Genomic DNA, 26043 nt, shown 5'->3' on the forward strand with positions numbered 1-26043 from the left:
CGGGTGAGCGGTACACCTACCGTTCACCTGAATGTCTGGCTTGGCTGTTTTTGGGCGCTTAGGTTCGGTTCGTTCCCGAACTCCCACCATGGAGGCGCTGTGCCCGACCGCCTGCTCCCGCTGTACCCCGCCGCCCACCCGGGCGGCCGCTCGCCGATCACCTGCGAATACCGCTGCGGCAACGCCTGTGCCCACCCCGAACCCAACGAGTCCGGGAACGAATACTTCGGCGACGTCGTCAAGGACATCTCCCGCCGCCGGGTCTTCAAGGCGGGCGCCGTGATGGCCGCCGCCGCGGGCGGGTTCGCCGCGCTGTCCGGCACCGCGGCCGCCGCGCCCGCCCCGCACGGCCACGACCACGGCCCGAAGCCGCGTCCGGTCCCCGGCACCGACTTCGACGCCGTGCCGCCGAACAAGCTCGACCAGGTCAGCATCCCCGACGGGTACGCCCAGCGCGTCGTCGTCCGCTGGGGCGACCCGGTCGTCCCGGGCGCCCCGAAGTTCGACTTCACCAAGCAGACCGCGGCCGCGCAGGCCAAGCAGTTCGGTTACAACAACGACTTCGTCGGCCTGATCCCGCAGGACCCGCTGGGGCTGAGCAACCTGCTGGTCGTGAACCACGAGTACACCACCGAGGTGCACCTGTTCCCGGCCGACCAGTACGACCCGGCCAACCCCACCGAAGAGCAGGTCAAGATCGCCTGGGCGGCGCACGGCCTCTCGGTGCTGCTGACCCGCCGCGACCCGATCCGCGGCGGCCTCGAGGTCGTGCCCAGCCGGTACGGGCGCCGCATCACGCTCGACACGGTCTTCGAGGTGCGCGGCCCGGCCGCCGGCTCGAAGTTCCTGAAGACGTCGGCCGACCCGACCGGGCGCAGGGTCCGGGGCACGCAGAACAACTGTTCCGGCGGTGTGACGCCGTGGGGCACCGTGCTGTCCGGTGAGGAGAACTTCCACCAGTACTTCGCCAACGCGGACAAGGTCACCGATCCCGTCCAGGCCGCGCGGCTCAAGCGCTACCTCGTCGGCACCGGCGCCAGCACCCGCAAGTGGGAGCGCTTCGACAAGCGCTGGGACGTCGCGCAGGAGCCGCAGGAGCCGAACCGGTTCGGCTGGGTCGTCGAGATCGACCCGAACGACCCGACGTCCACGCCGATCAAGCACACCGCGCTCGGCCGGTTCAAGCACGAGGCCGCGAACGTCAAGATCACGGCCGACGGCCACGTCGCCGTCTACTCCGGGGACGACGAGCGGTTCGAGTACATCTACAAGTTCGTCTCCAAGGGCAAGTACAAGCCCGGCAAGAGCGCGCACGCGCGTCGGCACAACTCGGCGCTGCTCGACGAAGGCACCCTGTACGTCGCCCGCTTCACCGGTGACAGCCCCGCCGCCGAGATCGACGGCACCGGCAAGCTCCCGTCGGACAACGAGTTCGACGGCTCCGGCGAGTGGATCCCGCTGGCGACCGGCAACAAGTCCTTTGTGGACGGTTTCACGGCCGAAGAGGTCTACGTCTTCACGCGCCAGGCCGCCGACAAGGTCGCCGCGACGAAGATGGACCGGCCGGAGGACATCGAGCCGAACCCGGTCAACGGCCGGATCTACGCGGCGCTGACCAACAACACCGACCGCGGCGCGGCGGGCAAGGCCGGCGTCGACGAGGTGAACCCGCGCGTGGCCAACAAGAACGGGCAGATCCTGGAGTGGGAGGAGGCCCGCGGCGACGCGGCGTCGACGAAGTTCTCCTGGCGGCTGCTGCTCGTCTGCGGTGACCCGGCGGCGGCCGACACCTACTTCGGCGGCTTCGACAAGAGCAAGGTCAGCCCGATCTCCTGCCCGGACAACGTCGCCTTCGACCGCCACGGCAACCTGTGGATCTCCACCGACGGCAACGCGCTCGGCGCGAACGACGGCCTGTTCTCGGTCCCGGTGACCGGGCCGGAACGCGGGCACGTCAAGCAGTTCCTCTCGGTGCCGGTCGGCGCCGAGACCTGCGGGCCGGTCGTCACCGACCACGTGGTGCTCGTCGCCGTGCAGCACCCGGGTGAGAATGCGGCGAGCTCGGCGAACCCGACGTCGCACTGGCCGGACGGCGGCACCGCGCAGCCGCGGCCGTCGATCGTCTCGGTGTGGAAGAAGGGCCGCTTCGGGCTGCCCGGCCGCATCGGCGAGCGCTGACGCACCGGGCCCGGACTGGCCGAGGTTCACTCTTAAGTGGACGGTTCTCGGCCGGTGCGGGCCCGGGCTCCGCGTCATAGTCGAGGCATGATCCGTTCGGCGCGCTTGGTGGCAGTGACGGTGGCGCTCTCGGGGACGGTCGTGCCCTCGGCCGCCGCGGACCCGCCGCCGGCCTGCGGGGGCGTCGCGGCGAACCCGAGCGTCGAGCAGGTGGCGGGCAACGGCGCGCCCGACGGGTACGTCTTCAGCCCGGCCGCGCCGGTCCCGCCGGGGACCCCGGCCGCGAAGGCGCCGAAGCTGCTGACCGAGCAGGCGTACGCCGTCGACGGGCAGCGCTCGGCGGTGATCCAGACGCCGGACGGCAAAGCGAGCACCGCCTTCCAGACCGAGCGGTTCGTGCCCGGCGGGGTGTACACGCTGAGCGTGTCGACCGGTTCCCACGCGCCGGCCGCCGGGCCCGCCACCGGCCTGCGGTTCTTCGACGCGACCGGCGCGCAGGTGCAGGAGACCAAGCTGGTCGCCGACCACAACGCGGGTGACGGGCACCTCGCCGAGCAGGACTTTCCGGCGGTGACGGCGCCGGCGAAGGCGACGGCCGTGAAGTTCTTCGCCACGACGAGCGCCGAACGGCTGCGCTGGGACTGCGTCGACCTGCGGCTGGCGGCGTACTCGGTGAAGAAGGAAGTGCAGAACCCGGCCACCGGCGCATGGGGCTCGTTCGCGACGGTCACCGCGGGCGAGACCGCGCACTACCGCGTCACCGTGACGAACGAGGGCACGCAGGACCTGACCGGGATCACGGTGCAGGACCCGTGGTGCGCGACGCCGTTCGAGCCGTTCCCGCTGGCCGCGGGCGCGAACAAGCAGCTGACCTGCGATCACCCGAACCTGACGGTGGCCGACACCGGCCACGTCAACACGGCGAAGGTGACCGGGGTGAAGTACCCGGGCGGCACGCTGGGCGACAAGACGGCGTCGGCGACGATCACCGTCGTGCCGCCGCCCGCGATCGCGAAGATCGGCGACTTCGTGTGGAACGACCGCAACCGCGACGGCATCCAGGACCCGGGCGAGCCCGGCGTCGCGGGGGTCAAGGTGACGCTGAAGGACGGCGCGGGCGGCACGGTCGGGACGGCGACCACCGACGGCAACGGCAAGTACGGCTTCGAGAAGCTGAAGGACGGCACCTATCAGGTGTGTTTCGCCGTCCCGGCGGACTTCACGGTGACCCGCAAGGACGCGGCCGCCGACGACCGCGACTCCGACGCCGACCCGGACGGCTGCACGGCGCCCCGCACCCTCGGCGGCCCGGCGCGCGAGGACTTCACGGTCGACCTCGGCCTGGCCCCGCCGACCAACCGCATCGGCGACTTCGCCTGGACCGACACGAACGCCAACGGCCTGCAGGACGCGGGTGAGCCGGGCCTGGCCGGAGTGAAGGCAACGCTGGCCAACGGCACAAGCGTGGTCACCGGCCCGGACGGCGCGTACGCGTTCACCGGGCTCGAGGACGGCAGCTACCAGGTCTGCTTCACGGCGGAAGGGCACAAGCCGACCACGAAGGACGCCGGCGACGACACGAAGGACTCGGACGCGGACCCGGCGACGGGCTGTGCGGAACCGCGGCAGCTCGGCCCGGGCCACCGCGAGGACACCACGGTCGACGCCGGGTTCGCACCCGCGTAGGGACGAGCCGCGCTGCGAGCCCGGCGTAGGTGGGGGCCGCACGCCGGCTCGCCGCCGCGTAAGGCGGGGCAGCCCGCAGCCGCGCCGGGGACCACCCTCGGCATCGCCGGGCCCGCCACCTCCCGGCCACTACGGTGGAGGGCATGACGGATCTCCCCCTCGCCCTCGTCACCGGCGCTTCCCGCGGCATCGGCGCGGCGGTCGCGCACCAGCTGGCACCGACCCACCGGCTCCTCCTCGGCGGCCGGGACGCGGATGCCCTCGCCGCCCTCGCGAAGGAGCTTCCGGGCGCGAAGCCGTGGCCCGTCGACCTCACCGATCCGGCTTCCCTCGCCCAGGCGACCGCGGACATCACCGCGCTCGACGTCCTGGTCCACTCGGCGGGCGTCGCGAAGCTCGGCCGGATCGCGGACCTCGACGCCGCGGCCTGGCGGGACAACTTCGAGGTCAACACCCTGGCCGTCGTCGAGCTGACCCGGCTGCTGCTGCCCGCCCTCCGGGCCGCGCGCGGGCACGTCGTCGTGATCAACTCCGGCGCCGGCCGCAACGCGCGGCCGGGGTGGTCGCCCTATGCCGCCAGCAAGTTCGCCGTCCGGGCCTTTGCCGACGCGCTGCGGGAGGAGGAGCCCGGGATCCGCGTGACCTCCGTCTACCCCGGCCGCACGGACACCGAGATGCAGCAGGAGATCTTCAAGGGCGAGGGCCGCGAGTACGACACCACGCACCTGCTGAAGGCGGACTCGGTGGCGACCGCGGTGGTGACAGCGGTGTCCGCCACCCCGGACGCCCACCTGACCGAGCTGATGCTGAAGCCGAACTAACGCAGCCGCGCGGCGGTCTCGGCCACGCCGGCCTGGACCTTCGCTCGGTCCACCTTCGTCGACTCGCCGTGGGCGACCACCTGCTCACCCGCGACCCACACGTCCCGCACCCGGCGCGAGCCCGCCGCCCAGACGAGGTTCGACAGCAGCTGGACGTCGGGGACGTCGAGGCCGCACGCGAACGCCGGGTCGTCGAGGTCGATGTGGACCAGGTCGGCCCAGCGGCCGGGCTCCAGCGCACCGATGTCGTCGCGGCCGAGCGCCGCCGCGCCACCGCGGGTGGCCAGCAGGAAGGCGTCGGCCGCCTTCAGGATCGTCGAGTCGCCCGTGGCCAGGCGGGCGAACATCGCCGAGAGCTGCAGCTCTTCCCAGAGGTCGATGTCGTCGTTGGACGCCGGGCCGTCGGTGCCGAGGCCGACCGCGACACCCGCCGCGCGGAGGTCCGCGATCCGCGCGATGCCCGAAGCCAGCTTCGCGTTCGAACCCGGGCAGTGCGCCATGCCGACGCCGTGGGCCGCGAACAGCGCGATGTCGGCGTCCGACAGGTGGATCGCGTGCGCGGCGAGCACCCGGCCGTCCAGCATGCCGAGCTTCTGTAGCAGCGCCGGCACCGAGCCGTGCGCCTCGCGGACGACCGTGTCCTCGAGCGCCGCCTCGGCGACGTGGATCTGCACCAGCGCGCCCCGCGCCGCCGCCGACTCCGCCGTCGCGCGCAGGCCCTCTTCGGAGAGCATGTACGCCGAGTGCGGGCCGTAGCCGAGCTCGACGCGGTCGCCGTGGCCGAAGCGCAGGCCGTCGGTGTCGATCCAGCGCTCGATCGCGGTCAGCTGGGCCTGCCAGTCGAGGCCGGGCAGCTGCATCACCGGCGGCGCGACCAGCACACGGCCGCCCGTCGTGAGCACCGCGTCGACCAGCTGCTCGCCTTCGAAGTACATCTCGGCGCTGGTCGTGACGCCGTGGCGCAGCATCTCGACCGAGCCCAGCAGCATGCCGGTGCGGACGTCTTCGGGCCGCAGCTTCGCTTCGGCGGGCCAGATGATCTCGTTGAGCCAGGGCAACAGCGGCAGGTCGCCGCCCATGCCGCGCAGCAGCGTCATCGGGCTGTGCGCGTGCGTGTTGACCAGACCGGGGAGCAGGATGCCGGTCAGGGTGGTGACCGGTGCGGCGGACTCGGGGGCGGTGGCCGCCGGTCCGCAGTAGGAGATGCGCCCATCGGCGTCCACATCGACGACTGCGTCACGAAGGAGCGAACAGGACGGGTCGGCGGGGAGAACAACAGGGGCGTGGAAACGGTGTGGCATCTCTGGATACTACGCACCCTCGATTACGAGACGACTCCACTCCGCCACGCCCACGCCGCGGTCTCCACCCGGTTCCGCGCGTTGATCTTGCCCTGCACCGAGGCCAGGTGGGTCTTCACCGTGGACAGCGACATGAACAGCTCGGCGCCGATCTCGGTGTTCGTCAGCCCGCGCGCGACCGCCTTCACGACGTCCATCTCCCGCGCGGTCAGCGGCTCGGACGGCGGCTTCGCCCGCGACTTCACCGAGCTGCCGTCGAAGTGCTTGAGCAGCCGGACGGTGATCTGCGGCGACACCAGCGCGTCACCGCGGTCGGCCGCGCGCACCGCCTCGATCAGCAGCGCCGGGCCGGCGTCCTTCAGCAGGAAGCCGGACGCGCCGTTGCGCAACGCCGTGTGCACGTATTCGTCGAGGTCGAAGGTGGTGACGACAACGACCTTCAGCGGGTCGGCGACGTCCGGCCCGGCCAGCTGCCGGGTGACCTCCAGGCCGTCGAGGCCGGGCATGCGGATGTCGAGCAGGCAGACGTCCGGGCGCAGCTCACGGGCCTTCGAGACCGCCGAGACGCCGTCCGCGACGTCGGCGACCACCTCGATGTCGTCGTGGGACTCCAGGATCATGCGGAACCCCATCCGCACCATCTCCTGGTCGTCGGCGATCAGTACCCGGATCACTCGTTCCCTTCCGCTTCTTCCGTGGCGGCCAGCGGCAGCCAGGCTTCGACGCGCCAGCCGCCGTCCGGGCCGCGCCCGGCCGAGAGCCGGCCCTTGAGCAGCGCGACGCGTTCGCGCATGCCGACCAGACCGTAACCGCCCGATCCGCCGGCCGGACGGCGTGCCGTCTCGCGTCCGTTGTCCGTCACCCGCAGGTGCAGCTCTTCGCCGCTCACTTCGGCGAGGACCACGGCGTCGGTCGCGTCGGCGGCGTGCTTGCCGACGTTCGTCAGCGACTCCTGCACCAGCCGCAGCGCCGAGCGGCCGACCTCGTGCGGCAGGTCCGGCGGCAGGTCGAGGTGCATCGACGTCGGCACGCCGTGGTTGGCGCCCTCGACCAGCTTCCGCAGGTCGGCGCCGAGGTCGGTGGTCGCCTGCTCGCTGATCCCGGTCGACCCCGCCGGCGCGTCGCCGCGCATCGACCGGACCAGCCGCCGCATCGCCGCGAGGGCCTCGACCCCCGCGTTCTCGATCCGGCCCATCGCCTCGACCGCGACCTGCGGGTTCTTCGCGGCCATCAGCCGCGCCGCCTGCGCCTGCACCACGATCCCGGTGACGTGGTGGGCGACGACGTCGTGCAGCTCGCGGGCCAGCGCCATCCGCTCGGCGGTCTGCGCCTCGCTCACCGCGGACTGGACGACGGTGGTCCGCTCGGAGTCCCGCGACCGCAGCATCAGGCCGACGGCGATCGAGATGCCGAGCAGCAGCGCCGCGGCGAAGGCCAGGACCGAGAGAGTCTGCGGATCGGTCTGCAGCCGGCGGATGGGCTGGTTCGAGTTGACGATCGCCGCGAGCGCGACCACCCCGGAGAGCACGGCGACCCGGGGCCACGAGTGGCTCAGCCCGCGGGCGCGGGTCAGGTTGACCACCACGCCCATCCCGGCGATGACCTGCACGAACGGCATCCCGCCCGGCATCGGGTAGGAGCTGCGCAGCTCCAGGAACGGCGTGATGACCGCCGACAGCAGCAGGATCCCGGCGAGGCCGAGGACCGCGTCCGCCGGCCGCCGGGGCGAGAGCACCGCGACGACGGCCGCGGCGAGCGAGCAGAACAGGATCGGGAAGCCGCGGGCGGTGTTGGAGTAGGTGTAGCCGAACTCGAAGATGAGCGCGAAGCCGAGCAGGCCGATCAGCGGCCACTGCCCCAGCGCCAGCTGGTTGACCCGGTGGAGCTTGCGCGCCCGCGGGTCGGCCTTCGGGCCGTGGTCCCGGTTCAGCACGGCCGGCAGCACCGCGCCGACGACGAGCAGGAGCCCGAACAGCATCGCCTGGACCACCGAGCTCGAGCCGATGCCGCTGACCGCGTTGTAGCGGCCGAACACCGCGACGAGACACCCGACGACCAGGGCGCTGACCACGCAGAACGCCACGCCGGCCCGGGCCCGGCGGGACACGTGGTAGACCATCAGCACCCCGGCGACGACCTCGGTGATGGTCACCTTCGGCAGCACGCTCGAGTACGCGGGGATGTCGAACGCGTGGATGGCCAGGGTGGAGAACACGAGCACGGCCGAGCCGGCCGCGCCGGCGACCGCGGCCCGCTTCTGGGCCCACAGCCCGCACGCCGCCATCGCGAAGATGCCGGGCAGCAGCCCGAAGTCGACCAGGCGCGGGCCGCTGTCGTCGAGCGCGGCCTGCGTCGTGTACACGATGTCGAACAGCAGCGCGGCGTACAGGACGGCCGAGGGCACGCCGATGCGCCGCACCAGGTTGGCGGCGCGTGTGTAGAGCGAGTTCGGCGGGGGCGCGGCGGTCACAACGTGACGTTAGAGGATCCGCCGCGGTTCGCACCTTGGCCGAGTGGCTCGCGCTCCCTCGGCCGATCGGCCGATGCGGCACCCCGCGGCACTGGCCGTCTGCCCGAAGTGGACACCCCCCGCCGTCGGCGAAGCTCAGCTCCACAAGATCCCGACCGACAGGGGAGAACCTCGTGGACCCGAACACTCCACAGTGGACGAACGGGCCGGTGCTGTCCGGCCGCGGCCTCGTGAAGCGCTACGGCGCGCAGTACGCGCTGGCCGGCATCGACATCGACATCCAGCCGGGCGACGCCGTCGCCATCGTCGGGCCGTCCGGCTCGGGCAAGACGTCGCTGCTGCACGTGCTGGCCGGCATCCTGCGCGCCGACGACGGCCAGATCTTCCTGGCCGGTCAGCGGGTCGACCACCTCGGTGAGAAGAAGCGCAGCGAGCTGCGCCGCACCGAGTTCGGCTTCGTCTTCCAGTCGGGGATGCTCGTCGCGGAGCTGACGGCCGAAGAGAACGTCGCGCTGCCGTCGCTGCTGGCCGGGCTCGGCCGCAAGGAGGCCATCGACGCCGGCCGCGTCTGGCTCTCGCGCCTCGGCCTGGCCGGCAAGGAGCGCCGCCGCCCCGGTGAGCTGTCCGGCGGGGAGGCCCAGCGCGTCGCGATCGCGCGGGCGCTGACCCACCGGCCGAAGGTGATCTTCGCCGACGAGCCGACCGGCGCGCTCGACACGCGCACCGGCCGCGACACGATGGACGCCCTGCTCGGCGCGGCCCACGAGACCGGCGCCGCGGTGCTCGTCGTGACCCACGACCGCGAGCTCGCCGAGTCGATGCCGAAGACCGTCGCCATCCGGGACGGCCTGATCGCCACGAGGCTCGCGGCATGAACTCGCTCCAGATCGCCCTGCGGGTGCTGAGGGTCGACCGCCGGACCCGGACGTCGGCGATCCTCACCGCGGTCGGGGTGGCCGTCGCGACCGGGCTGGTGCTGCTGCTGGCGACACTGCCGTTCGCCACCCAAAACCGCGAACAGCGTGCCCTCTGGCAGGGCGACCAGTTCTACAGCCGCAACTCCGACGGCCCGGCGAAACTGCTGTATTCCGCCTCGAAGGACTACTTCGACGGGCAGCAGATCATCCGCGTCGACGTCGCACTGGCGCCCGGCGCCACCACGGCGGGGCTCGAGCTGCCGGCCGGCGTGCCGCAGCTGCCCGGCCCGGGTGAGACCGTCGTGTCGCCCGCGCTCGGCCGCCTGCTGCAGGGCCACCCGGCCGACCAGCTCGGCGACCGGTTCGGCAAGCCCGTCGGCGCGCTCGGCGACGACGGCCTGCGGTTCCCCGAGCAGCTCGTCGCGCTGACCGGGCACACCCCGGACCAGATGCCGGAGTCCTCGTCGCAGGTCGCGGGCTTCCCGAAGGGCGAGGCCCGCCCGGACGGCCTGCTCATGCTGCTGTCCTGGGTCGGGATCATCGTGCTGCTGGTGCCGAGCCTGGTGCTGGTCGCGTCGTCGGCCCGGCTGACCGCGGCCCGTCGTGAACGGCGGCTCGCCGCGATCCGGCTGGCCGGCGCGACCCCGGGGCAGGTCACGAACATGGTGGCCGCCGAGACGACGTTGTCGGCGGGCATCGGCGCCCTGCTCGGGCTGGTGCTGAGCCCCGCGCTGCACGGCCTCGCGTCGTTCGTGCCGTGGGCCGGCGGCACCTGGCTCGCGGCCGACTTCGCGCTCCCGGTGGGCCTGACGGTGTTCATCGTCCTGGCGATCCCGATCCTCGTGGTGCTGGCCGGCGTCCTCGGCCTGCGGCGGGTGCTGAAGAACCCGCTGTTCGCGACCGGCGGCCACACGAAGAAGCCGTTGCGCTGGTGGCGCCTGCTCGCGCTGCCCGCGGCCGGGCTGTTCTTCCTCGTCGCGGTGACGACGGCGAAGGACACCGGCGGCATCACGATGGTCATGGCCGGGCTGTTCCTGCTGGTCGGGTCGGCCGCGATCGTCGGGCCGTGGGTGACCTCGGCGGTCGGCGGCACGTTCGTCCGGATCTGGCGCCGCCCGTCCTCGCTGCTCGCCGGCCGCCGCCTGCGTGACGACCCGAAGGGCGCCTACCGGGCGTCCGCCGGGATCGTGCTCGCGGTGTTCGCCGGGTCGATGGCGCTGACACTGCTGCCGACGTTCGAGTCGATGGCCGGCGGGGGCCGGTCCTTCCAGGACTCCGTGCTCTACGTCGACACCGACGGCCAGCACGCGAGCAAGATCGTCGACCAGGCCAACGCGTCGCTGCAGAAGTACGGCCAGCCCGACAAGGCGGTCGCGGTCGGCGAGGTCTACCTGGTCCAGGGTGAGGGCTCGCAGCGCACCGGCCACCGCGCGCTGGTGATGAGCTGCGCGGACGCGGTCAAGCTGACCCGGTTCGGGCTCGGCGCGGAGAACTGCACCGGCGGTCCGGCCGTCTTCGGCGACTCGGCGCTCGACCTGGCGCAGTACAAGATCGCCGGCAACTGGGAAGGGCCGGCGGTCGCGGTCAAGTCGGGGACGCGGGCGGAAGCCATCCACCTGCCGGACTCCGACCTCTCGAGCACGTCGATCATCGACCCGGCCGCGATGCCGGACGGCCTGGTGCCCAAGTTCGTCACGGTGGTCGCGCCGACGACCGACGCGAACCGCGAGATCGTCCGGACGGCGCTGGCCGGGCCGGCCGCCGGCGAGGAGGTCGGCAGCCGCGACCAGTACCTGTTCAACCAGCAGACCGAGCTCGGCGACCTGCGCCGGGTGACGGTGATCGGGCTGATCGCGGCCGGGGTCCTGGCCGGCTGCAGCGCCGCGGTCGCGACCGCGGGCTCGGTGATGGACCGCCGCCGGACGTTCGGGGCGCTGATGGCGGCGGGCACGCCGGTGCGGGTGCTCTCGCGGGCGCTGCGGATGGAGGCCGCGCTGCCCGCGCTGGTCGCCACGATCGGCGCGGGAATCGTCGGGGTGCTCGTCGGTGTTGGGCTCTACAGCATGGTCGACGAGCGGGGCATCGTGCTCAGCCCGTGGCTCCTGGCGCCGGTGGTGCTCGGGGTCGGGGTGGCCCTGCTCGGCGCGTCGGTCTGCACACCCGCCCTCAAGCGGGTCCAGGCCGAGCCGCTGGCCGACGAATAGGACGTTCGCCCCTCTGTCGGGGGAGGGGCGAGCACCGGGGGTAGTGAGCTGAAGGGGACCTTTCTCCGCGGGGATCCGGGGAGAGGTCCCCTTCAGCGTTTCTCGAAGATCAGGTCGTGCGAGACGCGGCCTTCGACGTCCGCGCGCTGCTCGAACTTGGTCACCGGCCGCCACTCCGGCCGCGGCGCCCAGCCGTCGTACCGGTTCTTCAGCGCGGGTTCCGCGGAGCAGACCTCGAGCATCTGCTCGGCGTAGTTCTCCCAGTCGGTCGCCATGTGGAAGGTGCCGCCGGGCGCGAGCCGCGACGCCACGAGCGCGGCGAACGACGGCGACACGATCCGCCGCTTGTGGTGCTTCTTCTTCGGCCACGGGTCCGGGAAGAACAGCCGGACGCCGTGCAGCGACCCGGGTTCGACGTGTTCGGTCAGCAGGATGACGGCGTCACCGTGCAGCAGCCGCAGGTTCTCGACGCCCAGCTTTTCGGCGCGCAGCATCAGCTGGCCGAGGCCGGGGTCGTAGACCTCGACGGCGACGTAGTTCAGCTCCGGCGCGGCGGCGGCGAGCTGCGACGTCGTCTCGCCCATGCCGGAGCCGATCTCGACCAGCACCGGCGCCTCGCGGCCGAACCACGCGGCGAAGTCCAGCTTCCCGCCGGGCAGCTCGCCGACGGTGCGGCCCATTTCCGGCCACAGCTCGTCCCACGCGCGTTGCTGCCCGACGGTCATCCGGCCGCCGCGTTTCACGTAACTGACGACGCTGCGCAGCCGGGTTTGGTCTTCGTTTTCCACCCACCGAGGTTAACGAACGGCTTCGAGCTCCCCGAGACGAGACCGCAGCCCCGCCAGCCCGGCGATCGGGATCGGGTCCGGCGTCGGCCCGCTGTGCGCGGGCAGGACGTCGATCCAGCCCGGGTGCCGGTCGGTGTTCATCACCGTGGTGGGAATCGCGTGTCCCGATTTCCCGCGCTCGGACGGCATGAACTCCCAGTAACCGGATTCCCCGTCCGCGGCCCACGGCACGAATTCCCAGCCCGGCCGCCGGCCGAGCAGTTGTGCGATGCGGTCTTCGACGCGGAAACCCTGTTCGCGGGAATCGAGCTTGCCGTCCGCGATGGCGCGCAGCCACCACGGCGCGGGGATCGGTCCCGCCATCCCCGCCGAGGCGCGGAACAGGGCCAGGACGCTGTCTTCGGGCGCGCGGTGCACCCACGCCCGGCGGAGCTCGGCGGGCGAGCCCGCGGTCATGGCGGCCTGCGGGAGCTCGATCGCCCGCGACCATTCGAGGTCCAACATCGGTTCGAGCCGGGGTGCGGCGTCTTCGACGCGGGCTCGGGGAATGGTGCTGCCCAGTTCTTGACCGGTGTCCACCGTCAAGGATCACCTCCAGGGGAGCTAGACGGTTCCGGTTCGCTCTCTTACGAATATTGCCTGGTCATAGCATTATGTCCGGTGCCTGTGAGAGAAGCCACAGCCTCTTCATCTTCTCTTAACGTGATTTTTTGCGGTACTGCGACGGCGGTCACGCTCAGGCGTCGCGCTGGGCCGTGACGAGCACTCCGGCCACGAAGAGTGCAACGCTGATCGCCGCGAAGTAACCGAGGTAGCCCCACGGCCCGAGCGGCGCCGGCGGCAGCTGGAACGCGCCGCCGGTGAACCCGCTCGCCCCGACGAACTCGTCGGCCGCGTGGAACGGCATCCACTGGAAGATGTGCTTGCCGGCGCCCGGGATGAACACGATCACCCCTTCGAGCACCTGGGTCCAGACGAGCACCACCGTCAGCCCGAAGGCGACACTGCGCAGCAGCAGGGCGACCCCGACCCCGGCGACGGCGGTCACCAGGAAGACCAGGCCCTGCCCGACGACCGAGCGCCAGTCCGCGCCCGAGTGCAGCGCCAGGTCGGCGTCCGGCTGCACGAGCGTCGCCAGGCCCCACGAGCCGAAGCCGACGACCAGCCCGAGCACGGCGGCGACCGCGCTGATCACCACGGCCTTCGCCACCAGCGCCGGCACCCGGCTCGGCACGGCCTGGAACGTCAGCCGCATCGTGCCCCAGTTGAACTCCGACGCCGTCGCGAGCACGGCGAACACCAGCAGCACGGTCCGGCCGTTGCCGCTGGCGAGCTGGGTGTTGCCGACGGTCGCCGGGATCTCGGGCCCGGCCAGCGCGAAGAACAACGCCGTGAAGCCGAGCGGCGCGACGAGCGCGATGGCCAGGCACCACCACGGCGCGCGGGTGCTGAAGAGCTTGATGCGCTCGGCGCGCAGGAGGTTCGTGGTCATGCTCATTTCGCGACCTCCGAGGGAGCCGCCGCCGGGAACTCGACGGCTTCACGGGTGAGATCGAGGTAGGCCTGCTCGAGCGAGCCGGCGATCGGGCTCAGCTCGTGCAGGGTCGCGCCGGCGTCGAAGGCGAGCTGCCCGATCCGGTCGCTGTCGAGGCCGGACACCACGAAGGCGCCGTCCGCCTCGGTGAACCGGGCCTGCCCGGTGAGGGCGGCCCGCAGCTCGTCGGCGTGCGGGGTCCGGACGCGCACCCCGTGCTCACTCGTGCGGTCGACGAACTCCTCCATCGTGCCCTGGTAGATCAGCCGGCCGCGGCCGATCACCACCAGGTCCTGCGCGGTCTGCGCCATCTCGGGCAGCAGGTGGCTGGAGACGAACACCGTCCGGCCTTCGGCGGCCAGCGCGTGCAGCAGCTGCCGGATCCAGGCCATGCCCTCGGGGTCGAGCCCGTTGACCGGCTCGTCGAACAGCAGCACATGCGGGTCGCCCAGCATCGCGGCGGCGATGCCCAGCCGCTGCTGCATGCCCAGGGAGTATTGCAGGACGCGGGTCTTCGCGACGCTCGTCAGCCCGACCAGCGCGAGCACCTCGTCGACCCGCTTGTCCGGGATGCCGTTGGTCGCGGCCAGCCAGCGCAGGTGCTCACGCCCGCTGCGGCCGGGGTGGCGCCAGGTGGCGTCCAGCATCGCACCGACCGTCCTGAGTGGATCTTTCAGCTGCCGGTAGGCGACGCCGTCGACCAGCACCCGGCCCGCGTCGGGCGAGTCGAGGCCGAGGACCAGCCGCATGGTCGTGGACTTGCCGGCGCCGTTCGGGCCGAGGAACCCGGTGACCCGCCCCGAGCGCGCGGTGAAGGTGAGGTCGTTCACCGCGGTGGTGGCGCCGTACCGCTTGGTCAGTGCCGTCGCTTCGATCATGTGCTCCCCCGTCGGTGTCCCCGGGGAGCCTACTGCGAAACGGGAATCCGGGCCGCCCCCCGACAGCGCGGCCCGGATTCCCGTTCCCTTCCCCTTGTTCCCCCTTTTACGCGTCCCGCTTCTTCGCGACCCCGAGCGCGACGAGCAGGAACACGATCGCGATGCCGGCGAAGTACGCCAGCGCCCAGCCGGGGCTCAGCGGCGAGTCCGACGGCGCCGGGCCGTCGACGATCGCCGAGCCGCGCAAGAACTTGTTCGCGACGTTGAACGGCAGCCACTCGTGGATGTGGGAGCCGATCTTCGGGATCAGCTGCACGAGCTCTTCCACGGCCAAGTAGTAGATGAGCAGCAGTGCGATGGCGCCGGCGCTGTGCCGGACCAGGATCCCGAGTGCGACGGCGAGCACGGCGCTGACGGCGAACACCGGGCCGAGGCCCGCGACGTTCATCCAGTCCTGCGCGCTGTGCAGGCCGAGGTTGTCGTCCGGCCGCATCAGCATGCCGAGACCGAGCGCGCCGAACGCGGCGATCTCGCCGATGACCAGCGCGACCAGCGCGACGACGACCGCCTTGGCGACGAGCGCCGGCGAGCGGTGCGGCACGGCCTGGAACGTGGTGCGGATGGTGTTGAAGCGGTATTCGGTGGTCACCGCGAGCGCGGCGAGCACCATCACGACGGCGATGCCGAACTGGGTGCCGCCGAACTGGAGGGCGGACACCGTGACCGGCGTGTCGGACGCGCCGGAGATGATGGCCGCGAAGCCGATGGTCAGGGCCAGGGTGATGAGCGCGCACCACCACGGCGAGCGGGTGCTGAACAGCTTGATGCGTTCGACCGCGAGCAGGTTCATGATCTTGGTTTCCCCGTTTACTTGGCGGACTCGAGCACGTGCTGCGCCTCGGCGTCGAGCCCGGTGTGGTACTCGACGGAGTCGCCGGTGATCTGCATGAAGGCCTGCTCCAGCGAGCCGGTCTGCGGGCTCAGCTCGTGCAGCACGATCCGGTTGGCCGCGGCGATCTCGCCGATCTTGTCGCTGTCCATTCCGGACACCACGAGCGCGCCGCCGTCGTCGGCGACCCCGGCGCTCGCCCGCTGCAGGAAGTCCCGCAGCTCGGCCAGCTGCGGCGAGCGGACCTTCACGGTGTTCTCCGCCGCACGCGAGACGAAGTCCTGCGTGGACGACTGCGAGATCAGCTGCCCGCGGCCGATCACCACGAGGTCGCTGGCGGTGAGCGCCATCTCCGAAAGCAGGTGCGAGGAGACAAAAACGGTGCGGCCTTCGTCGGCCAGGCGGTGCATGAACTTCCGGATCCAGAGGATGCCCTCGGGGTCGAGGCCGTTCACCGGCTCGTCGAACAGCAGCACCTCGGGGTCGCCCAGCAGGGCGGCCGCGATGCCGAGCCGCTGCGACATGCCGAGGGAGAACCCGCCGGCCCGCTTGCCGGCGACGCTCGTCAGACCGACGGTGTCGAGCACCTCGTCGACGCGGGCGTTCGAAATGCGGTTGGACTTCGCCATCCACTGCAGGTGGGCGCGCGCCGAGCGGTTGGGGTGCACCCACTTCGCGTCGAGCAGCGCGCCGACGGTGCGCAGCGGCTCCTTGAGATCGTGGTACTTCTTGCCCCCGATGGTGACCTGCCCGCCGGTCGGGTTGTCCAGGCCCAGGACCATGCGCATGGTGGTGGACTTGCCCGCCCCGTTGGGGCCGAGGAAGCCGGTGACCTTGCCCGCGGCCACGGAGAACGACAGGTTGTTCACCGCCAGCGTCTTTCCGTACCTTTTGGTGAGGCCGGTTGCCTCGATCATGGCTGCTCCTCTTCGCCCCTCGCTTACGACGAGTACATCGTCGCGGGTCGGCGGCCGTTCGCGCGTCACCCTGTAGGCCGAACCGGTCCCCCTACCTGAGTAGTACCTTGCTGGCTCTTCGGCCGATGCGCGATCCGTGATGACCCTGAGGCGACCCTGATTCGCGGTCATTAATGAACTGTGGTTCAATAATGACGTGGCCCGGCCGAAGAGCATCACCGACGAGCGGCTGCTGGCTGCGGCGGAGACCGTGATCGGCCGCTGCGGCCCCGGTTTCACGCTGGCGCAGGTGGCCGCCGAGGCGGGTGTCTCGGTCGGCACGGTCGGCCAGCGGTTCGGCTCGAAGAGCGGGCTGCTGCAGGAGATGAGCCGGCGGGCCACGCGGCGGGCGGTCGAGCTGATGCGGGAGTGCGCCGAGCGGGCGGACGACCCGGTCGTCGGCCTGCGCGACGCGGCGGTGGCGGTCTACGCGGTGCTCGGGGACGCCGAAGAGGCGGCGAACCACCTGGGCCAGCTCGGCGTGGACATCGGCGACCCGGTGCTGCGGGCGCTGCTCGGCGAGCACTTCACCGCCGTCGAAGAAGAGCTGCGACGGCTGGTGCGGGCGGCGGCTTCCGCGTTGCCGCACGCGCCGAGCGTGCCCCGGGCCGCGCGCGCGGTGCTCGGGGTGATCAACGGAGTGTCGATCGACTGGTCCATCCGGCCGCACGGGCGGTTGGCGGACCGGCTGGCGGAGGACGTCGACGCGGTGCTGTCCGCGTGGCGGGGACGGGAGGATTCATGAGTCTGGAAGGCAAAGTCGCCGTGGTGACGGGCGCGACCCGGGGCTGCGGCCGGGCGATCGCGGTGGAGCTCGGCCGCGCGGGCGCGACGGTGTACGTCACCGGCCGGACGACGCGCGAAACGGTGTCGCCGATGAAGCGCCCGGAAACGATCGAAGAGACGGGCGAGCTGGTCGAAGCGGCGGGCGGCAAGGCCGTCGTCGTCCGCTGCGACTTCTCGTCGCAGTCCGATGTGGACGCACTGAAGGCCCGCATCGAGTCCGAAGTGGACGGAATCGACATCCTGGTCGACGACGTCTGGGGCGGCGACATGTACTTCCACTTCGACGCGCCGTTCTGGGAGACGCCGCTCGAAGACGCGCTGAACCTGACGCACAACGCGCTCGACACCCATCTCATCGCGTTGCACAAGCTCCTGCCGCTGGTGGTCGCGCGGCGCGGGCTGGTGCTGGAGGTGACCGACGGCGACAACGACGACTACGTCGGCGCGGGCCTGCCGTACTACCTGGCCAAGTGCGGCATCCGCGCGCTCGGCCGGGCGTTGGGCGTGGAGCTGAAGAAGAACGACTGCGTCGGCCTCGCCGTGACCCCGGGCTTCCTCCGGTCGGAGTCGATGCTGAACGCGTTCGAAGTCACCGAGGACAACTGGCGCGACGCGGTCGGCAAGATCGCACCGGTCGACTTCAAGATCTCCGAGACGCCGTACCTGCTGGCCCGCGGCGTCGCGGCCCTGGCGCAGGACCCCGCCGTCTCCCGCTTCGCCGGCCAGACGCTGGCATCGTGGACGCTGATGAAGGAGTACGGCTACACCGACATCGACGGCGACCGCCCGGACTTCGGCCGCTGGCTAACCGAAGTCCGCCACGCGGGCAAGGACCCGGCGACGACCCCACCGGACGACTTCCGCTGACGCTCAAGCGAGGCCGGGGCGGGCGAGGCCGGTTTCGTAGGCCAGCACCACGGCCTGCACCCGGTCTCGCAGCTCCAACTTGGCCAGGATCCGCCCGACGTGCGTCTTCACCGTCGCCTCCGAGAGGAACAGCGCCTCCGCGATCTCCAGGTTCGACATGCCCTTCGCGATCAGCACGAGCACCTCGCGTTCGCGGTCGGTGAGCACGTCGAGCTCGGCGGTGTCCCGCATCGGCGAGCCGCCCGCGCCGACAAAACGGTCGAGCAGCCGCTTGGTCACCGACGGCGAGACGACGGCGTCCCCCGAGGCGACCGCGCGCAGCGCCGAGACCAGGTGGTCGGGCTGGGTGTCCTTGAGCAGGAACCCGCTCGCGCCGCCCTGCAGCGCCGCGTAGACGTACTCGTCGAGGTCGAACGTCGTCATCACGAGCACCCGCGCGGTGCCGGCGGCGACGATCCGCTTGGTCGCCTCGACCCCGTCGAGCACCGGCATCCGGACGTCCATCAGCACCACGTCGGGCCGCAGCTCCTCGGCCAGCCGGATGGCCTGGGCGCCGTCGCCGGCCTCGCCGACGACATCGATGTCGGCCTGCGCGCCCAGCACCATCCGGAACCCGACGCGCATCAGTTCCTGGTCGTCGACGACCACCACACGGATCACGGGGTCAACCTAACCGGCAGCGCCGCGCGGACCTGCCACCCACCACCCGGAGCCGGGCCGACCTCGAGCGTGCCGCCGTAGACGTGGGCGCGTTCGCGCATCCCGATCAGCCCGTTGCCGCCCGGCAGCCGGCCGCCCTGTGCCGTCGCGGCCAGCTGCGGGACGCGGCCCGCGCCGTCGTCGGACACCAGCACCTCGATCAGGTCGCCGGTCCGGTGCACCCGCACGGACGCGGTCGCGCCGCGCCCGGCGTGCTTGAGCGTGTTGGTCAGCGACTCCTGCACGATCCGGTAGACGCCGAGCGAGACGCCGGCCGGCAGGTCGCCGAGCTCGTCGGTCTCCAGCGCCACCGGCACGCCGGCCGTGCGCATCCGCTCGGCCAGGTCGGCGAGGGCGTGCGCGTCCGGCTGCGGCACGCGGGGTTCGCCGTCCGCGTCGTCGCTGCGGAGCACGTCGAGCAGGCGGCGCAGCTCGCCGAGCGCGCCGCGGCCGGTCTCGGAAATCGTTTGCAGGGCCCGCTGGGCGAGCTCGGGGTTGCTCTGGATCGCGTACGACGCGCCGTCGGCCTGCACCACCATGACGCTCACCGCGTGCGCGACGACGTCGTGCAGCTCCCGCGCGATCCGGCCGCGCTCCTCCGCCACCGCGATCCGGGTGGCCTGGTCCCGTTCGGTCTCGAGCAGGTGCAACCTGGCCTCCACTTCCACGTCGTAGGCGCGCCGGGCGCCGACGAACTCGCCGAGCGTCCAGCACAGGGCGATGCCGAACGCGAGGAACAGCACCTGCACGACCAGGCCCTGCGGCTCTTCGACCGCGAGCTGCACGGCGGACGCGACCAGCACCGCGCCCACGAACAGCAGGCCCTGGCGCCGGCCGGCGTAGACGACCACCGAGTAGATGCTCATCGCCAGCCCGGCGACACTGCCGATGCCGAGCAGCAGCGTCGCGTGCACGATGCTGACCACCAGCACCGAGTACGCCGACCACAGCGGCGACTTCCGCCGGAACACCAGCGGCGTCACCATCGCGAGGTTGATCGGCACCGCCACGTACCAGGGCGGCAGCTCCGGCACCTCGGCGAACCCGTCGGCGACGAACAGCAGCATGTCGACCAGGCCGAGCAGGACGGCGAGCACCGTGTCGCCCGCCATGGGGTGGGCACGCATCCAAAGACTCAGCCGTCGCACCAGACAACACTAGGTCCCGGGCCGCCGGAAGCGCGTCGGTCGGCGGTACCACCTTCGGTGCGACCCGAGGATGAGGGACATGGCACGATTCACGGGGTTGTCCGTACGACCGGGGAGGGCTGGGGGCCGTGACGTCACCGGAGCAGGGCCGGCTCGCGGGTCCGCTGTCGATGTCGGTGGCCACCCTGTGCCACCGGTTGCAGTCGCAGGTCTCCCCGCGCACCGCGGCCGGGTTCGCCGAAGTGCTGCGGCGGCTGGGCGCGCCGCTGCAGGTGGCCGTCGCCGGGCGGATCAAGTCGGGCAAGTCGACGCTGGTCAACGCGCTGATCGGGCGCCGGGTCGCGCCGACCGACATCGGTGAGTGCACGCGGCTGGTGACGCGGTTCCAGTACGGCACGGTCGACCGCGTCGAAATCGTCTTCACCGACGGCGCCAAGCAGGTGCTCCCCTTCGCCTCGGACGGGATGATCCCGGCCGAGCTGGGCGTCGACATCACGAAGGTTTCGCATATCGAGGCGTACCTGACCAACGCCGTCCTGCAGGGCATGACGGTGATCGACACCCCCGGCCTCGGCTCGCTCGACGCCGCTTCGGTGTCGCGCACCGAGCAGCTCCTCGGCGCGGCGAAGCACAGCGAGGACGAAGAGGGTTCGGACGAGCTCGACGACACTTCGCGCAACGCCGTCGCGGGCGCCGAAGCCGTGCTGTACGTCGTCACCCAGGGCGTCCGCGCCGACGACCAGCAGGCCCTCGCCGCGTTCACCGCGGCCACCGCGAGCCGCGAGGCGGGCCCGGTCAACGCGATCGCCGTGCTCAACAAGGCCGACACCATCGCGCCCGAGTCGGTCGAGGGCGCCGACGGCGACATCTGGAAGGCCGCGACGATCCTGTCGGAGAAGCAGGCGTCGACGCTGAAGCCGCGGGTCGCCGACGTGCTGCCGGTGATCGGGCTGATCGCCGAGTCCGCGGAGTCCGGCGGCTTCACCTCCGCCGACGCCGAGGCGCTGCGGCAGCTCGCCGCACTCGACGACGACATCCTCCAGACCATGCTGATCTCGGCCGACATCTTCACCAGCTGGGAGTGCGACGTCCCGGCCGGCACCCGGCTGCGGCTGCTGGAGAAGCTGGACCTGTTCGGCATCTCGCACGCCGTCGAGGCCCTCCGCAAGGAGCCGGAGCTCACGGCGGGTTCGCTGCGGCGGTCGCTGCTCGACGCGTCCGGCCTGGAAGCGGTGCGGCAGCGGCTTTCGGTGGTGTTCGCCGCCCGCGCCGACGGGATCAAGGCGGCCGCGGCGCTGGCCTCGGTCACCGCGCTCGCGCACACTTCGGGTGACCCCGGCGAGCGCCAGCGCGTCCACGACGCCATCGAGGTGCTGCTCGCCAAGCCCGAGGCCCACCAGCTGCGGCTGCTCGAAGCGCTGACGCTGGTCGCGTCGGGCGCGGTCGACATGCCGGAAGACCTGTCGGAGGAGGTGCTGCGGGTCGGCAGCAACGCCGACATCGGCGCCCAGCTCGGCAAGCCCGGCGCCCCGCGGCCGGAGCTGACCGCGCACGCGCTCGAACGCGCGGGCTGGTGGCGGTCGTTCGCGTCCTTCGGCGCGACGCCGGCGCAGAGCCGCGTCGCGCACGTCGTGCACCGCGCGTACTTCTTGATCTGGCAGCAGCTGCGGGAAGCCTGAGTTTGTTTCTGCTTGCCGACTTTCGCAGGTAGACCCCCTTTCCCGCGTACTGTGAAAAGGTGCGCCTAGAAAACACGACATCCTGGCGGGCCGGCTGGAGCAGCGAGACGGAGGTCGACGTCGCGCTGTACATCCGGGACGCCCTGGCCCTGTCCGTTTCCGAGGGACAGGTGCTGCCGCCCGTGGAGCCGCAGGTGCCGGTGCACGTTCCGCCCGGGATCGACCGGGCGGCCGTCCAGGCGCAGTGGGCCGACTGGTGGGTCGACCTGCTGGGGTTTCTCCGCAACCGCGAGGACCCCGACCCCCGGAACCCCCGCAGCCGCTACGGCCGGCCGGCGCTCGCGCCGGAGTCGGCGATGCGGCAGGCGGTCGACTTCTTCGGCCCGGAAGCGGCCCGGCACTTCGCCAACGCCCGCGGCCCCGCCCTGCGCGGCGCGGGTGAGCCGTCCGGCGGCACGCCGTGGGCGCCCGGTTTCTACCGGCGTCAGATCGTGGCCGGCGAACGGCTGGGCCAGCTCGTGCGCGAGGCCGAGGTGCGGCAGGGGCGGCGGGCGTACCCGTTCCGGCTCAACGTCATCGAGATCTCCGTGGCCGGGTCGATCTGGCTGCGCACGGCCGACGACCAGCTGCTGGTCTCCTCCCGGCTCGCCGAGGACGGCCCGGGCCTGGAAGCCGTGCTCCGCGACGTGATCGGCCAGCTGGTCTGAGCCCCCGGCTTTCATAAACCGAGTACGCGGTCTAATAATAGACGGCATGGAGACGACCGTCGACGAACCGTCGTGGCTGCGCACCGGGTCCTGGATCGGCTGCCCGCTGGCCGGCGCCGTGCTCGGGGTCGGCGTGTGGGCCATCGCCGCGTGGGTGGTGGGGCTGCCCGCCTTCCCGTTCCAAGGTGTGTTCAGGGTGCTCACGGCGTTGCCGCAGCCGTGGGCGACGCTGGCCGCGGTCGGCGGCGGGCTGGTGCTCGGCCTGCTGTTCGCCGCGGTCTGGGCGCACGAACGCCTGGTCGTCACGGTGTCGCCGACGCGGGTCACGCTGGTCCGCGGCGACAAGACCCGCCGCATCGAGGCCGACCTCGAGTCCGTCTACCTCGACGGCAAGGAGCTCGTCCTGCGCACGGTCGACGGCCGGGAGATCGCCCGCGAGAAGACCGACCTCTCCGGCCGCGAGCTGGCGCCGGCGTTCGCCGAGCACGGGTACCCCTGGCGCGACGAGCCGCCCGTCGAACGATGAGGACCGTCGACCCGGCCAAGCACGCGGCCAAGCGCCGCGCGATCGTCGACGCCGCGGCCGGGTGCTTCGCCGAGAAGGGCTTCGAGCGGACGACGACGGCGGACATCTGCCGCGTCGCGGGCATCAGCTCCGGCAGCCTCTTCCACTACTTCCCCAGCAAGCGCGCGGTCTTCACGGCGATCTTCACCGACGACGCCGCCGAGACCGGCGAGCTGCTGGCCGCGGCCGCGGAAGCCGACGACCCGTGGGACGCGCTGCTCGACGTCGTCGCCGAGCTGGCCGGCCAGATCGCGCACCCGGCCGTCGTCCGGCTCGTGCTCGAAGCCGCCGCCCAGGCCGCCCGCGACGACGAGTTCGCCGCGCTGATCCAGCACAACGACGGCGCCCTGCGCGACGGCCTGGCCGTCCTCGTCGGGCGGGCCGCCGACGCCGGGTTGATCAACCCCGGCGTCGCGCCGCGGGCGGCGGCAGGCTGGGTCGCCGGGCTCGTCGACGCGATGATCTCGCGGGCCAGCCTCGACCCCGACCTCGATCTGCCCGCCGAGCTGGCGATCCTCCGGACGATCCTGGTCCGGTTCCTTCGTCCCGTTTCGCCCCCGGATGGCGCCTGAGTCGGCCAAACTGGTGGAATCTGGCGGAACCGGGACGGGGTGGTGCGCATGGCGTGGTTTCGCAAGGACGGATCCGTGGATCCCGACGACACCCCCACCGGCCAGATCGCCGCGGTGAACCTCGCGCAGATCATCGAAGAGGCGGACGCGGAAAAGGGAACCACCGGGCCGTCCCTGGCGTCGGACACCGATGTGCACCCCTTGCAGCAGCAAGTAATGGACCTGGAGCGCGCACTCGCCGACCGCCAGGCGCTGATCCAGATGTGCCTCTACGCCCTGGACCGCGCCCGCAGTGGCGGAGTGGTCGAACGCCTCGAAGCCGGGCTCGCCGCGATCGGCGTCCAGGCCCTGCGGCCCGACGGCGAGCGGTTCGACCCGGCCCGGCACGAAGCCGGTGGCGCGATCCCGACCGACGACCCGGCGCTCGAGGGCACGGTCGCGGAAACCGAGGTCACCGGCTTCGCCGACCACGACCGCCTGCTGCGTGCCCCGATCGTCACCGTCTACGCGAAGAAGACCCCGTGAGCGCACCGACCGCGCCGAGCCTGCCCGCACAGGTCCAGGCGGCGCGCGACCAGCTGCTGACCGTCGTCCGCGACGCCGACCCGGCCGCCGCCAAGTGGGTCGAAGAGGTCCGGCGCGCGCGGCCGAAGAAGCCGGCCGTCGTGGTCGTCGGCGAGACGAACCGCGGGAAGAGCTCCCTGGTCAACGCGCTGCTCGCGCGGCCGGGACTGTCCCCGGTGGACGCCGACGTCGCCACCGCCACCTACCTCGTGTTCGACCACGCCGAGACGTGGGGCGCGCACGCCTGTTACCCCGGCCAGCTGGCGCCGGTGCCGATCGACCTCGGCCAGCTGATCAACTGGGTGTCCGCGGCGCACGAGCTGCCGCCGGGCCAGATCCCGCCGCGCTACGTCGAGGTCACCGGGCCGGTGCCGCTGCTCGAACGGCTGTCGCTGGTCGACACCCCGGGCGTCGGCGGGCTCGACTCGATGCACGGCGAGCTCGCCAAGGAAGCCGCCGCGGGCGCGACCGCGCTGCTGTTCGTCGTGGACGCCTCGGCGCCGTTCACCTCGACCGAGCTGCAGTTCCTGCGGGACGTCGGCGAGCGCGTCGAGACCGTCGTGTTCGCGCTGACCAAAGTGGACATGTTCCGCGGCTGGCGCGAGGTCCTCGAGGCCGACCGGCAGCTGCTGCGCGAGCACGCGCCCCGCTTCGCCGACGCCGTGTTCCACCCGGTGTCGGCGCGGGTGTTCGAGACCGCGGCGAAGGCGCCCAACGAGCAGGTCGCCGCGATGCTGCGCGAGAAGTCCGGGATCGCGGCGATCCAGACGGCGCTGCAGGAGCTGCTCGTCGGCCGCTCGGCGATGCTCGCCGAGGCGAACACGCTGCGCGCGTTGTCCAGCGCGCTGGGTGAGCTGAAGGCGAAGCTGCAGGCCGAAAGCCGGGCCCTGTCCGCGGGCGAGGCCGAGGCCGAGGTGCTGCGCGAACGCCGTGACCAGCTGCAGGCCGAGCGCCGGACGTCGACCCGCGGCTGGCAGCTGAAGCTGCGCGGCGAGGTGCAGCGCACCCGCGTCGAGGTGCTCCACGAGAGCAGCCGGCAGATGCGGGACGCGCAGACCCACTTCCGCCAGCTGATCGACGGCGCCAAGCGGGACGCGCTCGCCGCGTTGCCGCAGCAGGTGGACATCGCGCTGCAGACGACGTCGCAGCGGGTCTCGATGCTGCTCTCGCAGCGGCTCAACCAGGTCACCAACGTCTCGCTGTCGGAGCTGTTCTCCCCCGAAGAGCTCGACGTCATCCGCGCGCAGTTCGCCCGGGCCGGCGGCCCGCCGGTCGTGCTGCGGCCGCCGGACAAAAAACCGCCGACGGCCGAGGACAAGCTGCTCGTCTTCATGGGCATCTCGGGCGGCGTCGGCGCCGGCAAGGTGGCCGCGCTGCCGCTGGCCGGCGTCGCGATCCTCAACCCGGTGGTGCTGCCCGCGACGATCATCATCGGCCTCGGCGCCGGCTGGTGGATGGCCCGCACCCGTAAGCACGCGGCCGACAAGCAGCACATGAAGCAGTGGCTGGTCGAGGCCATCGCGGACGCCCGCTCGACGCTCGACCAGCTCGTCGCCGAACAGCTCATCGAGGCCGAGCAGCAGCTGTCGATGGCCCTCGACGAGGCGCTGGGCCGGCGCATCGACGCGATCGAAGCCGAGCTGAAGGAAGTCGACAAGACGATCAAGATGGGTGCCCAGGAGCGCGCCAAGAAGATCACGATCGTCTCGAAGCGGCTCAAAGAGGTCAGCGACGGCCGTGAGCGCGCCGAAGCCTTCCTGACCCGCATCCGGGCACTGCGGGACAAGGCGGCCTGACCGCCCGTCCGGTTGTGAACCGGAACCGAACGGGCCTA

The 26043-nt window shown here is 72.0% G+C and carries 24 protein-coding genes; 13 read left to right on the forward strand and 11 right to left on the reverse strand.

Features of this window, described 5'->3' with window-relative positions; all coding sequences use genetic code 11:
- Window positions 1-99: 99 nt before the first annotated feature.
- The 3 genes from ACZ63J_RS16285 to ACZ63J_RS16295 all read left to right on the forward strand — a co-directional run bounded on the left by ACZ63J_RS16285 (window position 100) and on the right by ACZ63J_RS16295 (window position 4685).
- Complete coding sequence (locus tag ACZ63J_RS16285; RefSeq protein WP_465400042.1) at window positions 100-2178, forward strand: PhoX family protein; 2079 nt, start codon at window positions 100-102, stop codon at window positions 2176-2178.
- Between the two features lie 87 nt (window positions 2179-2265).
- Complete coding sequence (locus ACZ63J_RS16290; protein ID WP_465400041.1) at window positions 2266-3864, forward strand: DUF7850 domain-containing protein; 1599 nt, start codon at window positions 2266-2268, stop codon at window positions 3862-3864.
- 143 nt (window positions 3865-4007) lie between these two features.
- On the forward strand, window positions 4008-4685 hold the full coding sequence (locus ACZ63J_RS16295) for an SDR family oxidoreductase (RefSeq protein WP_465400040.1): 678 nt from the start codon (window positions 4008-4010) through the stop codon (window positions 4683-4685).
- Here ACZ63J_RS16295 and ACZ63J_RS16300 read toward each other — a convergent pair.
- The 3 genes from ACZ63J_RS16300 to ACZ63J_RS16310 are packed head-to-tail and all read right to left on the reverse strand — an operon-like array spanning window position 4682 to window position 8456.
- Entirely contained in the window at window positions 4682-5986 is a 1305-nt protein-coding gene (locus ACZ63J_RS16300; protein WP_465400039.1) for an amidohydrolase family protein, read from the reverse strand. The genes ACZ63J_RS16295 and ACZ63J_RS16300 overlap by 4 nt on opposite strands.
- A gap of 23 nt (window positions 5987-6009) precedes the next feature.
- Window positions 6010-6660, reverse strand: a complete 651-nt coding sequence (locus tag ACZ63J_RS16305; RefSeq protein WP_465400038.1) for a response regulator — start codon at window positions 6658-6660, stop codon at window positions 6010-6012.
- The gene (locus ACZ63J_RS16310) at window positions 6657-8456 is read right to left on the reverse strand and encodes a sensor histidine kinase (RefSeq protein ID WP_465400037.1); all 1800 of its coding nucleotides are present in this window, start codon (window positions 8454-8456) and stop codon (window positions 6657-6659) included. Before ACZ63J_RS16310 ends, ACZ63J_RS16305 begins: the two co-directional genes overlap by 4 nt.
- 173 nt (window positions 8457-8629) lie before the next feature.
- On the opposite strand from ACZ63J_RS16310, the gene ACZ63J_RS16315 reads away from it, so the two are divergent.
- Together ACZ63J_RS16315 and ACZ63J_RS16320 are read left to right on the forward strand one after the other, a co-directional pair.
- Window positions 8630-9331 carry an ABC transporter ATP-binding protein gene (locus ACZ63J_RS16315; protein WP_465306676.1) on the forward strand — a complete coding sequence of 234 codons (702 nt, stop codon included), beginning with the start codon at window positions 8630-8632 and terminating at the stop codon, window positions 9329-9331.
- Complete coding sequence (locus ACZ63J_RS16320; RefSeq protein WP_465400036.1) at window positions 9328-11577, forward strand: FtsX-like permease family protein; 2250 nt, start codon at window positions 9328-9330, stop codon at window positions 11575-11577. Before ACZ63J_RS16315 ends, ACZ63J_RS16320 begins: the two co-directional genes overlap by 4 nt.
- Window positions 11578-11669: 92 nt before the next feature.
- On the opposite strand, the gene trmB is transcribed toward ACZ63J_RS16320, so the two are convergent.
- From trmB to ACZ63J_RS16350, 6 genes are all read right to left on the reverse strand, one after another.
- The gene (gene trmB, locus ACZ63J_RS16325; protein WP_465400035.1) at window positions 11670-12365 is read right to left on the reverse strand and encodes a tRNA (guanosine(46)-N7)-methyltransferase TrmB; all 696 of its coding nucleotides are present in this window, start codon (window positions 12363-12365) and stop codon (window positions 11670-11672) included.
- A gap of 9 nt (window positions 12366-12374) precedes the next feature.
- Window positions 12375-12926 (reverse strand): hypothetical protein, encoded by a 552-nt coding sequence (locus tag ACZ63J_RS16330; RefSeq protein WP_465307040.1) that lies wholly within the window; start codon window positions 12924-12926, stop codon window positions 12375-12377.
- Window positions 12927-13101: 175 nt separating this feature from the next.
- Window positions 13102-13857 carry a hypothetical protein gene (locus tag ACZ63J_RS16335; RefSeq protein WP_465400336.1) on the reverse strand — a complete coding sequence of 252 codons (756 nt, stop codon included), beginning with the start codon at window positions 13855-13857 and terminating at the stop codon, window positions 13102-13104.
- Window positions 13858-13859: 2 nt separating this feature from the next.
- The gene (locus ACZ63J_RS16340; RefSeq protein WP_465400034.1) at window positions 13860-14777 is read right to left on the reverse strand and encodes an ATP-binding cassette domain-containing protein; all 918 of its coding nucleotides are present in this window, start codon (window positions 14775-14777) and stop codon (window positions 13860-13862) included.
- Window positions 14778-14883: 106 nt separating this feature from the next.
- A complete protein-coding gene (locus ACZ63J_RS16345) occupies window positions 14884-15627 on the reverse strand; it encodes a hypothetical protein (RefSeq protein ID WP_465400033.1) in 744 nt (247 codons plus the stop codon).
- 17 nt (window positions 15628-15644) lie between these two features.
- The gene (locus ACZ63J_RS16350; RefSeq protein WP_465400032.1) at window positions 15645-16583 is read right to left on the reverse strand and encodes an ABC transporter ATP-binding protein; all 939 of its coding nucleotides are present in this window, start codon (window positions 16581-16583) and stop codon (window positions 15645-15647) included.
- A gap of 196 nt (window positions 16584-16779) precedes the next feature.
- On the opposite strand from ACZ63J_RS16350, the gene ACZ63J_RS16355 reads away from it, so the two are divergent.
- Both ACZ63J_RS16355 and ACZ63J_RS16360 read left to right on the forward strand, forming a co-directional pair.
- Window positions 16780-17367 carry a TetR/AcrR family transcriptional regulator gene (locus tag ACZ63J_RS16355; RefSeq protein WP_465333398.1) on the forward strand — a complete coding sequence of 196 codons (588 nt, stop codon included), beginning with the start codon at window positions 16780-16782 and terminating at the stop codon, window positions 17365-17367.
- Window positions 17364-18275: an SDR family NAD(P)-dependent oxidoreductase gene (locus ACZ63J_RS16360; protein WP_465400031.1), complete on the forward strand. Its 912-nt coding sequence runs from the start codon at window positions 17364-17366 to the stop codon at window positions 18273-18275. Before ACZ63J_RS16355 ends, ACZ63J_RS16360 begins: the two co-directional genes overlap by 4 nt.
- A gap of 3 nt (window positions 18276-18278) precedes the next feature.
- Here ACZ63J_RS16360 and ACZ63J_RS16365 read toward each other — a convergent pair whose 3' ends face one another.
- Both ACZ63J_RS16365 and ACZ63J_RS16370 read right to left on the reverse strand, forming a co-directional pair.
- The gene (locus ACZ63J_RS16365) at window positions 18279-18935 is read right to left on the reverse strand and encodes a response regulator (protein ID WP_465400030.1); all 657 of its coding nucleotides are present in this window, start codon (window positions 18933-18935) and stop codon (window positions 18279-18281) included.
- On the reverse strand, window positions 18932-20101 hold the full coding sequence (locus ACZ63J_RS16370; RefSeq protein WP_465400029.1) for a sensor histidine kinase: 1170 nt from the start codon (window positions 20099-20101) through the stop codon (window positions 18932-18934). The genes ACZ63J_RS16365 and ACZ63J_RS16370 overlap by 4 nt, the downstream gene beginning before the upstream one ends.
- 191 nt (window positions 20102-20292) lie before the next feature.
- Between ACZ63J_RS16370 and ACZ63J_RS16375 the strand changes: the two genes are divergently transcribed.
- Genes ACZ63J_RS16375 through ACZ63J_RS16400 form a run of 6 tightly spaced genes read left to right on the forward strand, consistent with a single transcriptional unit; the run spans window position 20293 to window position 26005 of the window.
- The gene (locus ACZ63J_RS16375; RefSeq protein ID WP_465307044.1) at window positions 20293-21801 is read left to right on the forward strand and encodes a dynamin family protein; all 1509 of its coding nucleotides are present in this window, start codon (window positions 20293-20295) and stop codon (window positions 21799-21801) included.
- Window positions 21802-21860: 59 nt separating this feature from the next.
- The gene (locus ACZ63J_RS16380; protein ID WP_465306697.1) at window positions 21861-22508 is read left to right on the forward strand and encodes a hypothetical protein; all 648 of its coding nucleotides are present in this window, start codon (window positions 21861-21863) and stop codon (window positions 22506-22508) included.
- A 46-nt stretch (window positions 22509-22554) separates the two neighbouring features.
- On the forward strand, window positions 22555-23034 hold the full coding sequence (locus ACZ63J_RS16385) for a YqeB family protein (RefSeq protein ID WP_465306699.1): 480 nt from the start codon (window positions 22555-22557) through the stop codon (window positions 23032-23034).
- Window positions 23031-23645, forward strand: a complete 615-nt coding sequence (locus tag ACZ63J_RS16390; protein WP_465400028.1) for a TetR/AcrR family transcriptional regulator — start codon at window positions 23031-23033, stop codon at window positions 23643-23645. The genes ACZ63J_RS16385 and ACZ63J_RS16390 overlap by 4 nt, the downstream gene beginning before the upstream one ends.
- A 48-nt stretch (window positions 23646-23693) precedes the next feature.
- Window positions 23694-24170 (forward strand): nucleotide exchange factor GrpE, encoded by a 477-nt coding sequence (locus ACZ63J_RS16395; protein WP_465400027.1) that lies wholly within the window; start codon window positions 23694-23696, stop codon window positions 24168-24170.
- Window positions 24167-26005, forward strand: coding sequence for a dynamin family protein (locus ACZ63J_RS16400; RefSeq protein ID WP_465400026.1), 1839 nt, complete (start codon window positions 24167-24169; stop codon window positions 26003-26005). The genes ACZ63J_RS16395 and ACZ63J_RS16400 overlap by 4 nt, the downstream gene beginning before the upstream one ends.
- Window positions 26006-26043: the final 38 nt, after the last annotated feature.

This window comes from Amycolatopsis sp. NPDC104863, assembly GCF_055582965.1.

Bases quoted from the DNA above. Each gene is read 5' to 3' on its own strand.
- ACZ63J_RS16370 (WP_465400029.1), bottom strand. From the start codon at position 20,101: ATGCGTGCCCACCCCATGGCGGGCGACACGGTGCTCGCCGTCCTGCTC.
- ACZ63J_RS16295 (WP_465400040.1), top strand. From the start codon at position 4,008: ATGACGGATCTCCCCCTCGCCCTCGTCACCGGCGCTTCCCGCGGCATC.
- ACZ63J_RS16375 (WP_465307044.1), top strand. From the start codon at position 20,293: ATGTCGGTGGCCACCCTGTGCCACCGGTTGCAGTCGCAGGTCTCCCCG.
- ACZ63J_RS16300 (WP_465400039.1), bottom strand. From the start codon at position 5,986: ATGCCACACCGTTTCCACGCCCCTGTTGTTCTCCCCGCCGACCCGTCC.
- ACZ63J_RS16390 (WP_465400028.1), top strand. From the start codon at position 23,031: ATGAGGACCGTCGACCCGGCCAAGCACGCGGCCAAGCGCCGCGCGATC.
- ACZ63J_RS16350 (WP_465400032.1), bottom strand. From the start codon at position 16,583: ATGATCGAGGCAACCGGCCTCACCAAAAGGTACGGAAAGACGCTGGCG.
- ACZ63J_RS16340 (WP_465400034.1), bottom strand. From the start codon at position 14,777: ATGATCGAAGCGACGGCACTGACCAAGCGGTACGGCGCCACCACCGCG.
- ACZ63J_RS16345 (WP_465400033.1), bottom strand. From the start codon at position 15,627: ATGAACCTGCTCGCGGTCGAACGCATCAAGCTGTTCAGCACCCGCTCG.
- ACZ63J_RS16385 (WP_465306699.1), top strand. From the start codon at position 22,555: ATGGAGACGACCGTCGACGAACCGTCGTGGCTGCGCACCGGGTCCTGG.
- ACZ63J_RS16320 (WP_465400036.1), top strand. From the start codon at position 9,328: ATGAACTCGCTCCAGATCGCCCTGCGGGTGCTGAGGGTCGACCGCCGG.
- ACZ63J_RS16395 (WP_465400027.1), top strand. From the start codon at position 23,694: ATGGCGTGGTTTCGCAAGGACGGATCCGTGGATCCCGACGACACCCCC.
- ACZ63J_RS16335 (WP_465400336.1), bottom strand. From the start codon at position 13,857: ATGACCACGAACCTCCTGCGCGCCGAGCGCATCAAGCTCTTCAGCACC.
- ACZ63J_RS16290 (WP_465400041.1), top strand. From the start codon at position 2,266: ATGATCCGTTCGGCGCGCTTGGTGGCAGTGACGGTGGCGCTCTCGGGG.
- ACZ63J_RS16360 (WP_465400031.1), top strand. From the start codon at position 17,364: ATGAGTCTGGAAGGCAAAGTCGCCGTGGTGACGGGCGCGACCCGGGGC.